Annotated in this window: 14 protein-coding genes; 1 reads left to right on the forward strand and 13 read right to left on the reverse strand. The window is 44.0% G+C overall.

What is annotated here, in order from left to right:
- Positions 1-13: 13 nt before the first annotated feature.
- From QVP40_RS01155 to leuC, 5 genes are all read right to left on the reverse strand, one after another.
- A complete protein-coding gene (locus QVP40_RS01155; RefSeq protein WP_022066682.1) occupies positions 14-568 on the reverse strand; it encodes a SipW-dependent-type signal peptide-containing protein in 555 nt (184 codons plus the stop codon).
- 33 nt (positions 569-601) lie between these two features.
- Positions 602-1252: a TasA family protein gene (locus QVP40_RS01160; RefSeq protein WP_022066683.1), complete on the reverse strand. Its 651-nt coding sequence runs from the start codon at positions 1250-1252 to the stop codon at positions 602-604.
- Positions 1230-1727: a signal peptidase I gene (locus QVP40_RS01165; RefSeq protein ID WP_022066684.1), complete on the reverse strand. Its 498-nt coding sequence runs from the start codon at positions 1725-1727 to the stop codon at positions 1230-1232. Before QVP40_RS01165 ends, QVP40_RS01160 begins: the two co-directional genes overlap by 23 nt.
- A 747-nt stretch (positions 1728-2474) precedes the next feature.
- A complete protein-coding gene (gene leuD / locus QVP40_RS01170; protein WP_022066685.1) occupies positions 2475-2969 on the reverse strand; it encodes a 3-isopropylmalate dehydratase small subunit in 495 nt (164 codons plus the stop codon).
- Between the two features lie 12 nt (positions 2970-2981).
- A complete protein-coding gene (gene leuC / locus QVP40_RS01175; protein WP_022066686.1) occupies positions 2982-4250 on the reverse strand; it encodes a 3-isopropylmalate dehydratase large subunit in 1269 nt (422 codons plus the stop codon).
- A 154-nt stretch (positions 4251-4404) separates the two neighbouring features.
- Between leuC and QVP40_RS01180 the strand changes: the two genes are divergently transcribed.
- Positions 4405-5325, forward strand: coding sequence for a LysR family transcriptional regulator (locus QVP40_RS01180; RefSeq protein ID WP_022066687.1), 921 nt, complete (start codon positions 4405-4407; stop codon positions 5323-5325).
- A 2-nt stretch (positions 5326-5327) separates the two neighbouring features.
- Here QVP40_RS01180 and ilvC read toward each other — a convergent pair whose 3' ends face one another.
- The 8 genes from ilvC to QVP40_RS01220 all read right to left on the reverse strand — a co-directional run bounded on the left by ilvC (position 5328) and on the right by QVP40_RS01220 (position 15417).
- Complete coding sequence (gene ilvC, locus QVP40_RS01185) at positions 5328-6347, reverse strand: ketol-acid reductoisomerase (protein WP_022066688.1); 1020 nt, start codon at positions 6345-6347, stop codon at positions 5328-5330.
- 79 nt (positions 6348-6426) lie between these two features.
- Positions 6427-6924: an acetolactate synthase small subunit gene (gene ilvN / locus QVP40_RS01190; protein ID WP_022066689.1), complete on the reverse strand. Its 498-nt coding sequence runs from the start codon at positions 6922-6924 to the stop codon at positions 6427-6429.
- Positions 6925-7033: 109 nt separating this feature from the next.
- Entirely contained in the window at positions 7034-8086 is a 1053-nt protein-coding gene (locus QVP40_RS01195) for a tyrosine-protein phosphatase (protein WP_138270666.1), read from the reverse strand.
- A gap of 84 nt (positions 8087-8170) precedes the next feature.
- Positions 8171-9331: a M20 metallopeptidase family protein gene (locus tag QVP40_RS01200; protein WP_022066691.1), complete on the reverse strand. Its 1161-nt coding sequence runs from the start codon at positions 9329-9331 to the stop codon at positions 8171-8173.
- Complete coding sequence (locus tag QVP40_RS01205; protein ID WP_022066692.1) at positions 9331-11856, reverse strand: MBL fold metallo-hydrolase; 2526 nt, start codon at positions 11854-11856, stop codon at positions 9331-9333. Before QVP40_RS01205 ends, QVP40_RS01200 begins: the two co-directional genes overlap by 1 nt.
- A gap of 70 nt (positions 11857-11926) precedes the next feature.
- Positions 11927-12751, reverse strand: coding sequence for a Cof-type HAD-IIB family hydrolase (locus QVP40_RS01210; protein ID WP_022066693.1), 825 nt, complete (start codon positions 12749-12751; stop codon positions 11927-11929).
- A 56-nt stretch (positions 12752-12807) separates the two neighbouring features.
- The gene (locus tag QVP40_RS01215; protein WP_022066694.1) at positions 12808-14076 is read right to left on the reverse strand and encodes a M18 family aminopeptidase; all 1269 of its coding nucleotides are present in this window, start codon (positions 14074-14076) and stop codon (positions 12808-12810) included.
- Positions 14077-14202: 126 nt separating this feature from the next.
- On the reverse strand, positions 14203-15417 hold the full coding sequence (locus QVP40_RS01220) for an LL-diaminopimelate aminotransferase (protein ID WP_022066695.1): 1215 nt from the start codon (positions 15415-15417) through the stop codon (positions 14203-14205).

Genomic DNA, 15417 nt, shown 5'->3' on the forward strand with positions numbered 1-15417 from the left:
CACCACCTTCCTTTCAGACCGGAGAGCCATAATATTCCCAGGCCTTTTCATAGTCAGAAAATCCGGCGGACTGAACAGACTCCTCGTATACCTGTATTTTAAATTCAGGCAAAAGATCCAGATAAGTATCATCCAGCCTGGAAGAGTCTATAGATACTCCTGTAAACAAAGGAGCAGTGGTCTCTCCCTCTTTTAAAATATGGCGATAATAATAATACCCGTCATCTTTATGCACCCAGTTATCCGTATCCAGATTCTTCAGAACCACTGCCTTTCCGATATCATTATTGGAATATCCCAGCGAAATCCGTACAAAACAGTCTACATTAAAGCCCTCTTCCCCTGACGCTGTATTAGATACCCATACCTTTTTCTTATATTCCGGATTTTTATCAATGGGAGTGGGTGTTATATTGGGAAACTCTTCCTCTATATCTGTTGTATTATGTCCTGCTGCCACTGTATTCTCAGCTTTGTCAAAAGACGTCAGATATGCTGCAGTGCCCCCGATTCCCAACGCTGCTGCCAGTATCAGGATCACCCCTGTAATCTTTTTTCTTCCGGTCATTTCTCACATCTGGCCTCCTTTTTGTCATAACGGTCATGTTGTCACCTGACCTTCCTGCTCTTTATTCTGATTTACATATTTTTTATAGGCTTCTTTTGCCTGTTCCGGAATGCTGTCCTTATCTCCTCCTGTATAGGAGCTCTGAATGGCATAGGCTCTTACAGGAATACTGATCTGCTGTGTGTCCAGCTGTCCTTCAATAATATTCAGGAATTTCACCATGTCAAACAACGGCTCCGTGGTCTGCTCCGGTTTCAGTATTTTATCGTATGCATATACATAAACAGCTGCCGTTTCTTTTTTCTTTTTGTCGATCAGGGACCAGTTTTCCTTTGCTGTAAAGGTAAACAGTTCCTGCATTTTTTTATTCAGCCGGTTGCCCTCCTCATCCGCTGCCATCACATCTGCCATAGGAACTGTTACTTCCATATACACAAATGCATCATTGACTCCCGTGTTTTGGATTTGAGGATCCTTTTCTATTTCTTTTCCCGGTTCGATCTTCGTATGTTCTTCCTGTTTCCATCCCGGCTCTTCCAGTTCAATTTCTACTTTTCCTACTGTAAACTGATTATCAGCTTTGTCATAATCTGTCAGATACGCAGAAACACCCCCAAGAACAGCCAGACACAAAGCACCTGTTAAAAATATCGCTTTACTTTTATTTCTTACTGATTTTTTCATATTTTCTGTCTGTGCAGAACTGCCTGCACACTCCTTTCCATTGCATTCCAAGAAAAAACAATTCCTGTATGAGCATAAGACTGATAAGACCAAATACGGGTTTGCTCTTCAAAAATGCTGCCACATATCCCAAAACCGGAATAAAAAATACCACAGTTCCAACAATCTGTTCCTGCATAACAGGAGCCGCATCCTCACCTTCATTGGCATCGCCTCTGGTAATATAAGCAGAATCCCTCTTATCAGTAACCCTGTGTGTGACCAGCATATCATCCATACGATACGTAATAATATCTCCGATCCCCGGCATGGTCTTTTTTGTGTCTGTAAAAATAATTCCACCGGTTTTCAGCGCCGGTTCCATGGAACCGGATAATACTACGTTCACAGAAAATCTTTTAAAAGCAGCAAGAAGCAAAAATACTCCGGCAATAGCTGCAAGCAGGATTCTTCCCGCATACTCCCTCTTTTTCATATGCTCATCCTTTCCTGTCTGATCAAATAAAAACAGCTCCGCTTTCTTTTGGCGGAGCTCTGCCCCGCAGATATTTTTTCATAGATCACGCCCGCTTTCTCCTTCTTTAAAAGAGGTTTGATGAAATGAAATGTTCTGAATTGAAATTTAAGAATAAAAAAGAATTGAATGACACCTGACGATAAACAGATCATATGCTCTGCTCTGAAGATCCCCTGTAAGGAGAAGGCGGCGTATTCTTTTATATAAGACCAAGGAAATATATTTTCCTTAACCTTCGCAATAAATAAATAAAACTGCTGTACGGGAAGAACAAAGGCGTCCCGTTCTGTGTATATCCAAATAATCCGTTTATGGAATTTCCCCGATATTCCTTCAGAAGAAGGTGGTGCAGGAAGAAGCTCCTGCTTGTTAAGATGATTTTATTCTAGTCCTGCCAATACAAAAAGTCAACGAAATTCGTTCGCCAAATTACGCCTGTAAATTATGACATTTTTCTTATTTTGTTCTGTCTGTAAAAACCACATGTTTTTTAAATTGAAATGCCTGTAAAAATGTGTCCGATTCTTTTGTATTTGCCTGTGTGTACCCATAAAAAACCTGAGCATTTTTGTGTGCATATGCCGGGCTTCATTGTTCCATATTCAGTCTTTCTCCGTTTACAGAAAACAAAGGATATAGATAAAAGTGATAAAGCCAAAAAATCAGCTTCCGAAACCTGTCCCGGATCCGGAAGCTGATATATGTTTATTTTTCGGTTTTTGCATTAATATAATTGATCAAACCGCCTGCCTGAATGATATTCTGCATAAATTCAGGAAATGCCTGACCCTGGAACTCTGTTCCTCTGGTACGGTTATAAATAACGCCTGAGTCAAAGTCCACTTCAACCTGATCGCCATCCTCAATCCCTCTGCTAGCCTCAGGACATTCAATAATAGGAAGCCCGATATTAATGGCATTACGGTAAAAAATCCTCGCAAAAGTCTCTGCGATCACACAACTGACTCCTGCCGCCTTAATGGCAATGGGAGCGTGTTCTCTGGAAGAACCACAGCCAAAGTTTTTGTCCGCTACAATAATATCTCCCCTGTTTACCTTATTTACAAATTCCTTATCTATATCCTCCATACAATGTGTTGCCAGTTCTGCCGGATCTGAGGAATTCAGATAGCGTGCAGGAATGATCACATCTGTATCTACATTATCTCCATATTTAAAAACTCTGCCTTTTGCCTGCATTCTTCTTCCTCCTTATAATCCCAGTTCTTCCGGCGCTGCAATTTTTCCCATGACTGCGCTTGCAGCAGCCACAGCCGGACTTGCCAGATAAATTTCAGACTCCACATGACCCATACGTCCTACAAAATTTCGGTTTGTAGTAGAAATGCATCTTTCTCCTGCTGCCAGAATACCCATGTATCCTCCAAGACAGGGACCGCAGGTCGGAGTGCTGACCACTGCACCTGCCTCAATAAAGATCTTCAGAAGTCCCTCTTCCATTGCCTGAAGATAAACAGACTGTGTTGCCGGAATGATAATGCAGCGCACGCCCTTTTTCACTTTGCGTCCTTTAAGAATCTCTGCTGCTGTTCTGAGATCCTCGATCCTTCCATTGGTACATGATCCGATCACAGCCTGGTCGATCACGATCTCCTGGCTGATCTCATTCATTGTTTTTGTATTTTCCGGAAGATGCGGAAAGGCAACCGTAGGTTCCAGCTTACTGAGATCAATGGTATACTCTGCCTCATACACGGCATCCTCATCCGCCTCATACACTTTATAAGATCTCATGGAATGTTCTTTCATATAAGCTTCCGTCTGGTCATCCACAGGGAAGATACCGTTTTTTCCACCTGCCTCAATTGCCATGTTTGCAATGGTAAAACGGTCGTCCATGCTGAGATTCTTAATTCCGTCTCCTGTAAACTCCATGGACTTATATAAAGCTCCGTCCACGCCGATCATTCCGATAATATGCAGGATCACATCTTTTCCGCTGACCCACTTTTTCGGTTTTCCTGTCAGATTGAATCGAATGGCTGACGGAACCTTAAACCAGGCTTTGCCTGTGACCATTCCTGCTGCCATATCCGTACTTCCCACACCTGTGGAAAATGCCCCGAGAGCTCCGTAGGTACAGGTATGGGAATCTGCACCTATGATCACATCGCCAGCTACTGTCAGCCCTTTTTCCGGAAGAAGCGCATGTTCAATTCCCATTTCTCCTACGTCAAAATAATTGCTGATCTCATGCCTGCAGGCAAACTCTCTTACACATTTACAGTGCTCTGCTGATTTAATATCCTTGTTTGGGATAAAATGATCCATAACAAGGGCGATTTTATCTTTGTGGAACACGGTATCCGCTTTCATTTTATCCATTTCATGAATCGCCACCGGAGATGTGATATCGTTTCCAAGAACCAGATCCAGTTCCGCCTCTATCAGCTGTCCGGCCTCCACATGATCCAGTCCTGCATGGGCAGCCAGAATCTTCTGTGTCATTGTCATTCCCATAATCTATGTCCTCCCTGTAAATTCATACAGCCGTTTTATAAAAACTGCAGATAATTTTCTTTTTATGATGTTATTTTATCACAGGCTTTGATATAATACTAATACATATTATTCATACTTATTATGTTTTATAGTTATATTAAGGAGGCTAATTATGCAGGAAAATTTATCCCTTTATCATATTTTCTATGTTACAGGAAAAACAGGCAGTATTTCCAGAGCCGCAAAAGAACTGTACATCAGCCAGCCCGCTGTAAGCCGTGCTGTACAGAAGCTTGAACACAACCTTAACACCTTGCTTTTTAAAAGAAACTCCAGAGGAGTTGCCCTTACCTCTGACGGAAAAATCCTTTTTGAAAAAATACAGGCAGCCTTTGAGCTTGTCGGTGAAGGAGAACGTGCCATCCTTCATAACGGTTCCAGAAACGTTCCGCAGCTCCGTATCGGAACCAGTACCACGCTCTGCCGATATGTTCTTCTTCCCCGGCTGAAGCCCTATATCCTGTCTTATCCCCAGGTGCGGATCAGCATTTCCTGCCAGTCCACTTATCAGACTCTGGAACTTCTTGATGAAGAAAAAATTGACATAGGACTGATTGGCAGACCCCATAATCTTCAGGGATATTATTTCCGCCCGGTTATGACAGTCAGCGATACCTTCGTTTCTACCACACAGTATTTAAAAAACCTGCAGGAACTCTATCCTGGGGAGCCTCTTTTTCACAATGCAGTATTTATGATGCTTGACGAAGAAAATATTTCCCGTCAGACCATGAATGCAAGAATGAGGGAGCACCATATGGAACCGGCCCATATTCTGGAGGTTTCCACTATGGATCTTCTGATACAGTTTGCGGAAACAGGACTGGGAATTGCAGGCGTTGTCCGTCAGTTTGTGGAACCGGAGCTGAAAAACGGCATTCTTTGCCAGATCCCTCTGGATTTTGATTTTCCGGATCGGGAAATCGGATTTGTGTGCAGAAAAAAAGACAGAGGACTTCCCCTGCTCCAATACTTTTTCCCGGATATTAAAAAGGACAGGAAACTTCTCGTTTCCTGTCCACTGATGTACTGATTTTAGTTGTTGATCAGCTTGTCTTCGCCGTTCCAGCTGTACAGCTTACGGATCTCTTCACCTACTTTTTCAGATTCATGCTCTGCAGCAAGCTTTCTCATTGCCTTAAAGTGAACCTGACCGCCTGCTGAAGACATATCCAGAAGGAAATCTTTTGCAAAAGTACCGTCCTGGATGTCCGCAAGGATCTTCTTCATAGCCTTCTTGGTATCTTCTGTGATGATCTTCGGTCCTGTAATATAATCGCCGTATTCTGCAGTGTTGGAAATAGAATATCTCATTCCTGCAAATCCGGACTGATAGATCAGGTCAACGATCAGCTTCATTTCATGGATACACTCAAAGTATGCGTTTCTCGGATCATAACCTGCCTCGCAGAGAGTTTCAAAGCCTGCCTGCATCAGCGCGCATACACCACCGCAGAGAACTGCCTGCTCACCAAAAAGGTCTGTTTCTGTTTCTGTACGGAAAGTTGTTTCCAGAACACCGGCTCTTGCTCCGCCGATTCCGAGAGCATAGGCAAGCGCCATATCAAGAGCTTTTCCTGTGGCATCCTGCTGAACAGCTACCAGACACGGAACACCCTTGCCGGCCTGATACTCGCTTCTTACAGTATGACCCGGTCCTTTTGGAGCGATCATCGTAACGTCTACATTCTTCGGAGGCACAATACATCCATAATGGATATTGAATCCATGAGCAAACATCAGCATATTGCCTTCCTCAAGATTCGGCTCAATATCGTTTTTGTAAAGAGCAGCCTGCTTCTCATCGTTGATGAGGATCATAATAATATCTGCCTGTTTTGCTGCCTCTGCCGCTGTATATACTTCAAATCCCTGCTCCTCAGCCTTTTTCCAGGATCTGCTGCCTTCATACAGACCAATGATAACATGGCATCCTGACTCCTTTAAATTCAGCGCATGAGCATGTCCCTGGCTTCCGTAACCGATAATCGCAATCGTCTTACCATCCAGTAAACTTAAATTACAGTCTTCCTGATAAAAAATCCTGTTTGCCATTTTCATTTCCTCCTAAGTTTTTATAAATTTTTTCATAATATATCGTCAAGGGATTCCCCTCAGCAATCCGGCTGAAAAATCAGAAAAATCTTACATCTGCCGCTCCTCTGGAAAGTCCTGTGATCCCTGTTCTGGCAAGTTCCAGAATCTCATAGTCTTCCAGAAGATCCACGAACGCCCCCAGCTTACTTTTACTTCCGGTAAGCTCGATCACAAGGGAATCTTTTCCCACATCGATCACATTGGCGCGAAAAATATTGGCAATAGATATAATTCCTTCTCTCTGCTCCGGTTTCGCTGCAACCTTTACCAGAACCAGCTCTCTGCTGACACTGTTATCCGGCTCCAGTACCTTGATATCTCTTACATCTACCAGCTTTGCAAGCTGTTTTGTAATCTGCTCCAAAATCAGCGCATCTCCACTGCATACAACTGTCATTCTGGAAAAACGCTCATCTGCCGTAACACCAACGGAAAGACTGTCAATGTTATAACCTCTCCGGCTGAAAAGTCCTGAAATACGACTGAGCACACCTGCGGTATTATCTACTAACAGGGACAAAATTCTCTTTTGCATAACACACCTGCTTTCACCACTTTAGTCCTGTAAACCTTTACTTCATAAAAACTCTGCATGGATATCATTATAACAAGATTCAATCATTTGTCAATGTAAAAATGTATGTTTATACAAGATATTTATTTTTCAGGGTTTCAATTGCCTTAGGAGTCAGATAAAGCGCTTTTTTCAGAAAATGTTCCACAGAACCGTAATCCTTTTCAATTGTGTCAAAAACTGTGTCCAGATATTCCCCTTTGACCTTATAAAGAATCCGCACTTTGTCCATTACCTTACTGTCTACAATGGTTTTTGTTTCCAGATAACGGACCATATGCTGCATCTCCTCTTCCAGATAAAGATTTGTTTTCATAAAATCCTCACGGATGGTTTTTCCGGGAACCCCAAGAGCGCAGAGAAGCAGGGCGGTACCGATCCCCGCCCGGTCTTTTCCTGCACTGCAGTGCCACAGAACAGCGCCCTTCTCATGGTTCAGAAGGATATCCATAAAACGGGCATACTGCTTCACTGAATACTCGTCCCTGACAAAGCTGCGGTACTGATTATGTAAAAAATCATCGGGAAGCTGACCGGCTTCTGTAATCAGCTCAAGGAAACTTCCTGCCTGGGAAATCCCGGCCGTCTCTTCATCCACAATGGGAATCTCATGATAACGCACTCCCTCGATCACAGTATCCGGTTTTTCCAGGATCTCTTTCTGGGTTCTGAAATCAATCACTTCCGTAAGATGATATTCTTCTGTGAGGACATCCTGGTCTGTCAGAGAAATATGATAAAGACTGCCGCTTCTTAAAAGACGTCTGGGAAGAATATGTCTTCCGTCCTCTGTCATCAGCGCTCCCAGGTCTCTGGTATTCGGAAGACTCTGCAGGTGGATCCTGCCTCCTTTCGGAAAGCCCACCACAATGTCAGGATTCAGCGCTTTCAGAAGCTGTACACAGTCTCTTACTTCCCTGTCTGTCATATCAAATTTATAGCGTTTGCGTCTTCTGGTCACAACCACCAGATAACTGGTGCTGATCTGTTTCTGAGCGCCGCCTTCCACACCTTCCTGTCTTTTATAAACCCACAGGATATCCCTGCATGGAAGATAGTTCATCATCATATGTCTGGCAAAGACCAGATTTCCATCTTCAATCCTTATTTTCCCATATTTCATAATGATCCCCCCATTGCAGATTTCCGCCATGTTTTTCCATTGGCTTTTTCTCTCTTTCTCTTATTCCTGTGATCTGTCGCAGGTTCAGCAGACTTTTCCCATTTTTTTTATCATCTGATAAACCGTTTCCAGACTGTACGGAAAAATATTTTCATCCAGTTCCATCTTCGGATGATGAAGCGGATATTCTTTTCCCGGAACTGCTGCCAGAAAAATCAAAAAGACTCCCCTTGTCCTCTGGAAGTAGCGATAGGCATTGTCTCCTGCCAGAAACAGTTCATCCTCTCCCTCAAGAATAAAACGCTCCCCGAAGACCTCCTGACCGATTCCTGCTGCAAGCTCTGTAAACTCAGAATCGTTTGCAAAAGAAAGCACAGGTTCCTTTAAAAGACTCAGAGTGATCTTTGTTCCGGTTTCTTTTTCTGTATTTTTCAGACGTTCTTCCAACAGACGGTACAGCGCCTGAAAGTCTTCTTCTCTGCAGGCCCTTATATTTCCGGTAAGCGTCATGGAATCTGCAATAATATTTCCGTATTCGCCTCCGTGAGCCGTTCCGATTCCCACAAGGCAGGGCGCATGTCCCTGATAGCTTTCGTTAAGGTCATGCACCTCCTGTATCACTCTGGCGCCTGCATAAATACTGTCAATTCCTTTATGAGCTTCACTCCAGTGGCTGGATTTTCCTTTTACCTCAATTCCGATTCCTGCAATCATAGCAGAAGCCTGGCCTTCGTGAACCGCCATTCCAAAGGGCATATCCACAGCAAAATGAAACATCAGAAAAGCATCTGCCGGCCCGTCCAGGGCTCCTGCTTTTATCATCCTTTTTGCCCCTTCTCCGATTTCTTCTGCCGGCTCAAACAAAAATCTTACATTTACCGGAAATTCTTCTTTTTCCTCAGAAAGAATACCGCATAAAGTCAGCGCCACTGCCAGAATACCGTCATGTCCGCAGGCATGCATACGCCCCGGATTCACAGAGGCATAGGGAAGCCCTGTCTTTTCTTCCATAGGAAGGCCGTCCATTTCTGCCCTTACCACCACAGTTTTTTTCCTTTTTTTCAGCTCAGGCAGTTCCGCGATCATTCCTGTAGGAAAAACCGGGGTAATTTCATACCCCAGTTTCTCCAGATAGCTTTTTATATATGCCGATGTTTCCTTTTCCTCAAGACCCAGCTCCGGATGCATATGAAAGTAATGCCTGTGCCGGAGAAGCTCTTCTTTATAGTTTTCCGCCTCTTTCATTAACTGAACATCTCTTTAAATGTTTTTTTCTGTTCCACTGCCTCTGTAACAAAAGCCATTTTTGAAGTATCACCAATAAGAATAGCTCCGCAGAGACGGTTGTTCAGGAAATAATATTTCTCATACTGCTTCCGTCCCATGTCTTTAAATTCCACAGTTCTGTAAATAAGATTCGGATTTTTTCCATTATCTCCGATGGCATAAAGACCTGTGTTCATTCCGTGGAAAGAAAGTCCTGCTGAAACCGTAGTATATGTCAGCGCATCTCCTGCCGCATTGGCTCCTGCAACCTTTCCCTGTTCCAGAGCCTGAGGCCAGATGGCATAATTGATCCCTTCATATTCCGCGCAGTCTCCGCAGGCAAAAATATTCTCGTCACTGGTACTCATATCTGCGTTTACCACAATGCCTCTGTTAATGTCAAGTCCTGCATTTTTTGCAGCTCCCACATTTGCGCGTACTCCCGCAGAAACGATCACCAGCTCTGCCGGAAATTCTCTTCCGTCAGCCAGTTTTACACCCGTTACAGAGCTTTCGCCCTCGATTGACGCAATCTGAACTCCTGCGTGAATGTCAATTCCATTATTCCTGCTGATGTCTGTAAGCATCTGGCTTGCGCCCTCATCAAGCTGGCGTCCCATGATCTGTGGCGCAGCCTCCAGAACAACCACCTGTTTGCGGGCTTTTTTCAGCTCCCAGGCGGCTTCCAGACCCAGAACGCCTCCGCCGATCACAACCACATTCTGTACTCTGTCCAGCATTGCCTCGATCTTTTCGATATCGCTCATACGGCGGATGGCAACAACCTCAGGCTTGTCCGTTCCCGGAATCGGAGGCACAAAGCATTCGGACCCCAGCGCGTAAATAAGCTTTGTATATTTCAATGCTGTTCCGTCCGAAAGTGTTATCTCTTTTTTATCTGTATGAATACCTGTTACTTCTTTTTCAAGGAGAAGGTGGATATTGTTTTCCTGATACCAGGCTTCCGGCTCAACCAGGATTTCTTTTGCATCCAGCTCCGCTACCATGGATTTTGTCAGCATAGGACGGTTGTACGTAGGATAAGCCTCATTTGAGATCATGATCACAGAGCCTGTTTTATCCCTTTCACGAATTGCTTTTGCCGCGCTTAATCCTGCCGCACCGTTTCCGAGGATTACATAAAAATGATCTGTATCTTTACGGAAGCTGCTTTCTTCTGCATCTACCGGCACAAAATTCTCTTTTCCCACACCGCAGACCGGGCAGATTTCCATGGATGAATCAAAGATCTCACCGCAGACAAGACATTTTACCAGTGTGCGTGAACCTTTTTTCTTCGGATTCTCTTTTTTCTGAAGAATGCATCCGAAATTATATCCGTATTCATAGGCATCCAGAAGATTATTTTCGCCCGGTTTAAAACGAATCTTCAGACCATCTACAACCTTCATGCGAAGCTGTTTCAGTCTCTCGATAATATGAGGAACTCCCTCGCCGCTCCATCCGTAGCTTCCAAAGGCGCTTGCCAGCTTTCCGCCGTGTGTTCCGGCAAACATGGAGGTAGTCAGATCCCAGATTGGTTTTAAGGCCTCTCCTACGATTGTGGGAGTACCGAACAGAATACCGTCTGCAAAGCCCAGTTCCTCCAGCACCTTGTCCTGGTCAGCTTCCACAAGGTCATAGCTTCTGACATCAATATCGCCGCTGTCCTGAATACCTCTTGAAATTTCTTCGGCAAGCTGCTTCGTATAACCATATGCACTTACATAAGGAATAATGACTGTTTTTTTCCGGTTGGGATTCACAACTGTACACCAGTCCTCATAAATGTTATACATACGGTCGATATTTTCATCGATCACCGGTCCGTGTCCCGGGCAGATCATGGAGACATCAAGCTGGCGTACCTTGTCCAGAGCCTTTAGCATAAACGGCTTAAAGGGTCCGATAATACAGTCAAAATAATATTTTGTGGCACGCATATAGCCTTCCTGATCTGTGACCTTGCTGGCAAGAACATCATGGAAACCATAATGAGAACCAAAAGAGTCGCAGGTTACAAGAAGCTGTTCTTCTTCAATATAAGTATACATGGTATCCGGCCAGTGAAGATTGGGAACTACAAGGAAACGGAGAGTTTTTCCGCCGATTTCCATAGTCTGATTATCTTTTACAGCAATGGAAGTAAAATCATGATTTACAATTTCTTTCAGAAATCCAATGGCACAGCCTGTAGCCACAATTTTCATCTGAGGACTGTACTCCAGAAGTCTTCCAATACTTCCTGCATGATCCGGCTCTGTATGATCCACGATCAGATAATCAATTTTTGTTACATCAATAATTTCTTTCAGCTTGTCAAGATATTCGTCAAAAAATTTCTCTTTGGCTGTCTCAAAAAGAACGACCTTGTCTCCGGCTTTCCATACATAGGAATTATAGGTAGTTCCAAATTCCGTATACATGATAATATCAAATACCCGAAGATTATCATCCACAATTCCTGCCCAGTAAAAACCATCGCGTAATTCAAGTGTTTTCATTCAAATTCCCTCACTTTCCTGTAAATTATTCTGTTTCTCTCTTTCAGACGAAAAGCATATTCTCTGTCTGTCAGAATCTGCTTCCTGTTCCGATCAGTCCCAGCTTTTCCAGCCCGTTTTTTATTCCATAATGGAACATATCCGTGGTAATATGATCTGCCAGCTCTTTGATCTTCTGTGAGGCATTTCCCATTGCCACCTTTGTTGCCGCATATTCAAACATGGAAAGGTCATTATTGCTGTCTCCAAAGACAACCGTATCCTCCCATGGAATATTGTAGATTCTGCACACAGCAGCTATTCCCGCAGCTTTGCTGCAGCCCTTTGGTATCAATTCCACTGTTGTCCCCACAAAAGAATTATTTTCATGACGAATCACATCATAGTAGTCGGACAGTTCTTTCAGAGCCTGCTCTGCATTACAGCCTTCTTTCATTTTTGCACTGATCTTATTGATCCTCATAGACTTTTCATTGCCTTTAATGGGACGCCACTTCGGTCCAAGAGCTTCCGTGATAAGATCCCGGTACCAGTTTACTTCCAGTGTATACTCATCCTTGTCATAATACATAAAATCCGCCCCTTCCATTACCGGGACCAGACTGTATCTGCGCAGGATTTTTACAGAAAGCTCTGCAACTTCAGAAGACATCTCCTTGTTAAACAGCCGCTGGCCGTTTTTTTCTATGGTGGCGCCACAGGCGCTGATCATTCCGGTAAAAGGGATCTGTTCCAGATATCCCGGAACAAACGCCCGGCTTCTTCCTGTACACAGCCATGCCTCATGTCCGTTTCTCACAAGCTGTGTAATGGCTCTTACCGCGCTATCCGGAACTCCCTTCTCTATATCGCAGACAGTACCATCCGCATCAAAAAATACTGCTTTTTTATTCATTTTTCCTCGTCTGTCTTTCTTTTATGCTGTTATTTTCAAAATCAGCCTGTATTCTTTTACGCAAAAAACAGTTCTGCTGCTTTTACCAGACTGTAGGTATCCATCACTCCGGCTGTCTCATAAGGAGAATGCATAGCAAGCTGAGGAAGTCCGATATCTACCGTGCTTACCGGCACCTGAGTATTGGAAATATTTCCCAGCGTAGAACCTCCTGCCATGTCGGAACGGTTTACAAATGTCTGGTACGGAACCTCTGCTCTCGCGCAAATTTCTTTAAATACTGCTGCTGATACAGCGTCTGTACAATATTTCTGGTTTGCATTATATTTAATGACAATTCCGCCGTTCAGAACCGGGTGGTTCACCGGGTCGGACTGATCTGTATAATTCGGATGAAGAGCATGAGCATTATCTGCTGAGATCATAAAGCTGTCTGCCAGGCACATCAAATATTCTTCATAGGTCCTTCCCAGACCGGAATTGATGCGCAGCAGTGTATCCTTCAGAAATGCAGAAGCTGCCCCCTGTCTGGTTCCGCTTCCCACTTCCTCATTGTCAAGAACACAATGTACAGCAATGCTCTCTTTTTTGCCGCCTGAAAGAAAGCCTTCCAGAGATGCAAAAGCGCACTGAAGATCATCCAGTCTTCCTGCTGAAACAAATTCCCGTTCAGCACCCCATACGGTTCCCTGTACCCGGTTGTACAGAAACAGGTCATGCCCTAAAATATTTTCCTCACTGGTTCCTGCTGCCTCTGCGATCAGTTTTCCAAATGGCTCTTTGGTTCCTGCTGTTCCATACAGAGGAAGAAGATCCTTCTGCGGATTATAGGCATATCCGGAATTTACTTCCCTGTTCATATGAATGGCAAGGCTGGGGATCATAAGAAGATTTCTGTCAATGTCTACCAGTTTTTCTTTCAGCTCTCCGTTTTCCCGGACAACCACTCTTCCTGCCACGGAAAGAGGACGGTCAAACCACGGAGACATAAGCATTCCTCCGTATTTTTCCACATTCAGCTTTACATAAGCCTTTTCCACTGTGATCTCAGGATTTTCTTTAATCTTAAAAGTCGGAGAATCGCTGTGACTTGCCATAATGTGAAAGCTGTACGGCGCTTTTTCCGGAATGGAAAAAGCGATCAGCGCTGAATTGTTTCTTGTAACCATATAGTTTCCGCCGGGGGTCAGGCTCCACAGTTCTTTTTCGGAAAGCTCCTGAAAGCCATGGCCGGCCAGTGTTTTTTTCATTGTATCCACTGCATGAAAAGCAGTTGGACTTTTTCTGATAAATTCAAGTAATTTCTCTGCTGTTTCGTAATACATTTCTACTTACCCCTTTATCTTTTGACTCCTTTCTATTATACGGTAAAATTCACAGTAACGCAATGAAAACCTGGTTTCTTCAAAAAAGGCTGCAGGTCATATACAGACCTGCAGCCTTCTGTTTCTTTAAATCTGCGTTATACGATGGATTGCTTCCTGTGTGGTTTCGTAGGAACCAAATGCTGTCAAACGAAAAAAGCCTTCTCCATGAGCGCCGAATCCGGATCCTGGAGTACCCACTACATGCGCATTTCTCAGAAGATGATCAAAAAACTCCCAGGAGGACATCTGATCCGGTGTTTTCAGCCAGATATAAGGAGCATTCACTCCTCCGGAAACGGAATATCCGGCTTTTTTCAGTTCACTGTAGATATAATGGGCATTTCTCATATAATATGCCACCTGTTCCCGAAGCTGTTTTTTTCCTTCCTGAGAATACACCGCCTCTCCGGCTCTCTGGACAATATAAGGAGCTCCATTAAACTTGGTTCCATGACGTCGTGCCCATAACCTGTGAAGCGGCACTCCATCGCGAACCAGTTCCCGGGGTATTACCGTAAATCCAAGACGCACACCGGTAAATCCGGCATTTTTTGAAAAGCTGCGCAGCTCAATCGCACAGGTTCTTGCCCCGTTGCATTCATAAATACTGTGAGGGATATCTGTTTCCGTAATATACGCCTCATAAGCTGCATCATAAATAATCACTGCACCTGTACGATTGGCATAGTCCACCCATTCCTGAAGCTTTTCCCTGGTAATGGCAGCGCCGCTTGGATTGTTCGGAAAACAAAGATAGATCAGATCCGGCACTTCTTCCGGAATTTCGGGAAGGAATCCATTGGATTCCAGACAGGGCATATAGATCACTCCGTCAAAATTTTCCTTTTCTTTGTTATAAGCCCCGGTCCTTCCCGCCATCACATTGGTGTCCACGTAAACCGGATAAACCGGATCACAGACAGCCACCTTATTATCTGCCCCAAAGATCTCCTGGATATTTCCGGAATCGCTTTTTGCTCCGTCAGAAATAAATATCTCATCTGCTGAAATGTTACATCCTCTGTCTTTGTAGTCATTCTTTGCAATGGCATCTCTCAAAAATTCATAGCCCAGATCCGGTGCATACCCCCGGAAAGTTTCCTGATGTGCCATTTCATCCACTGATCTGTGAAGACTTTCAATGATTGCCGGGGCAAGAGGCTGTGTCACATCTCCAATTCCAAGGCGAAGGATTCTGGCTTCCGGATTTTCCTTTTGAAAAGCGGACACTTTTCCGGCAATTGTGGAAAACAGATAACTGCCCGGCAGTTTCAGATAGTTTCTATTTACTGTTACCAT

This window comes from Blautia sp. CAG:257, from assembly GCF_000433815.1.
In the GTDB taxonomy this organism is placed as follows: domain Bacteria; phylum Bacillota; class Clostridia; order Lachnospirales; family Lachnospiraceae; genus Blautia_A; species Blautia_A caecimuris.

Bases quoted from the DNA above. Each gene is read 5' to 3' on its own strand.
- QVP40_RS01155 (WP_022066682.1), bottom strand. From the start codon at position 568: ATGACCGGAAGAAAAAAGATTACAGGGGTGATCCTGATACTGGCAGCA.
- QVP40_RS01160 (WP_022066683.1), bottom strand. From the start codon at position 1,252: ATGAAAAAATCAGTAAGAAATAAAAGTAAAGCGATATTTTTAACAGGT.
- QVP40_RS01165 (WP_022066684.1), bottom strand. From the start codon at position 1,727: ATGAAAAAGAGGGAGTATGCGGGAAGAATCCTGCTTGCAGCTATTGCC.
- leuD (WP_022066685.1), bottom strand. From the start codon at position 2,969: ATGCAGGCAAAAGGCAGAGTTTTTAAATATGGAGATAATGTAGATACA.
- leuC (WP_022066686.1), bottom strand. From the start codon at position 4,250: ATGGGAATGACAATGACACAGAAGATTCTGGCTGCCCATGCAGGACTG.
- QVP40_RS01180 (WP_022066687.1), top strand. From the start codon at position 4,405: ATGCAGGAAAATTTATCCCTTTATCATATTTTCTATGTTACAGGAAAA.
- ilvC (WP_022066688.1), bottom strand. From the start codon at position 6,347: ATGGCAAACAGGATTTTTTATCAGGAAGACTGTAATTTAAGTTTACTG.
- ilvN (WP_022066689.1), bottom strand. From the start codon at position 6,924: ATGCAAAAGAGAATTTTGTCCCTGTTAGTAGATAATACCGCAGGTGTG.
- QVP40_RS01195 (WP_138270666.1), bottom strand. From the start codon at position 8,086: ATGAAATATGGGAAAATAAGGATTGAAGATGGAAATCTGGTCTTTGCC.
- QVP40_RS01200 (WP_022066691.1), bottom strand. From the start codon at position 9,331: ATGAAAGAGGCGGAAAACTATAAAGAAGAGCTTCTCCGGCACAGGCAT.
- QVP40_RS01205 (WP_022066692.1), bottom strand. From the start codon at position 11,856: ATGAAAACACTTGAATTACGCGATGGTTTTTACTGGGCAGGAATTGTG.
- QVP40_RS01210 (WP_022066693.1), bottom strand. From the start codon at position 12,751: ATGAATAAAAAAGCAGTATTTTTTGATGCGGATGGTACTGTCTGCGAT.
- QVP40_RS01215 (WP_022066694.1), bottom strand. From the start codon at position 14,076: ATGTATTACGAAACAGCAGAGAAATTACTTGAATTTATCAGAAAAAGT.
- QVP40_RS01220 (WP_022066695.1), bottom strand. From the start codon at position 15,417: ATGGTAACAGTAAATAGAAACTATCTGAAACTGCCGGGCAGTTATCTG.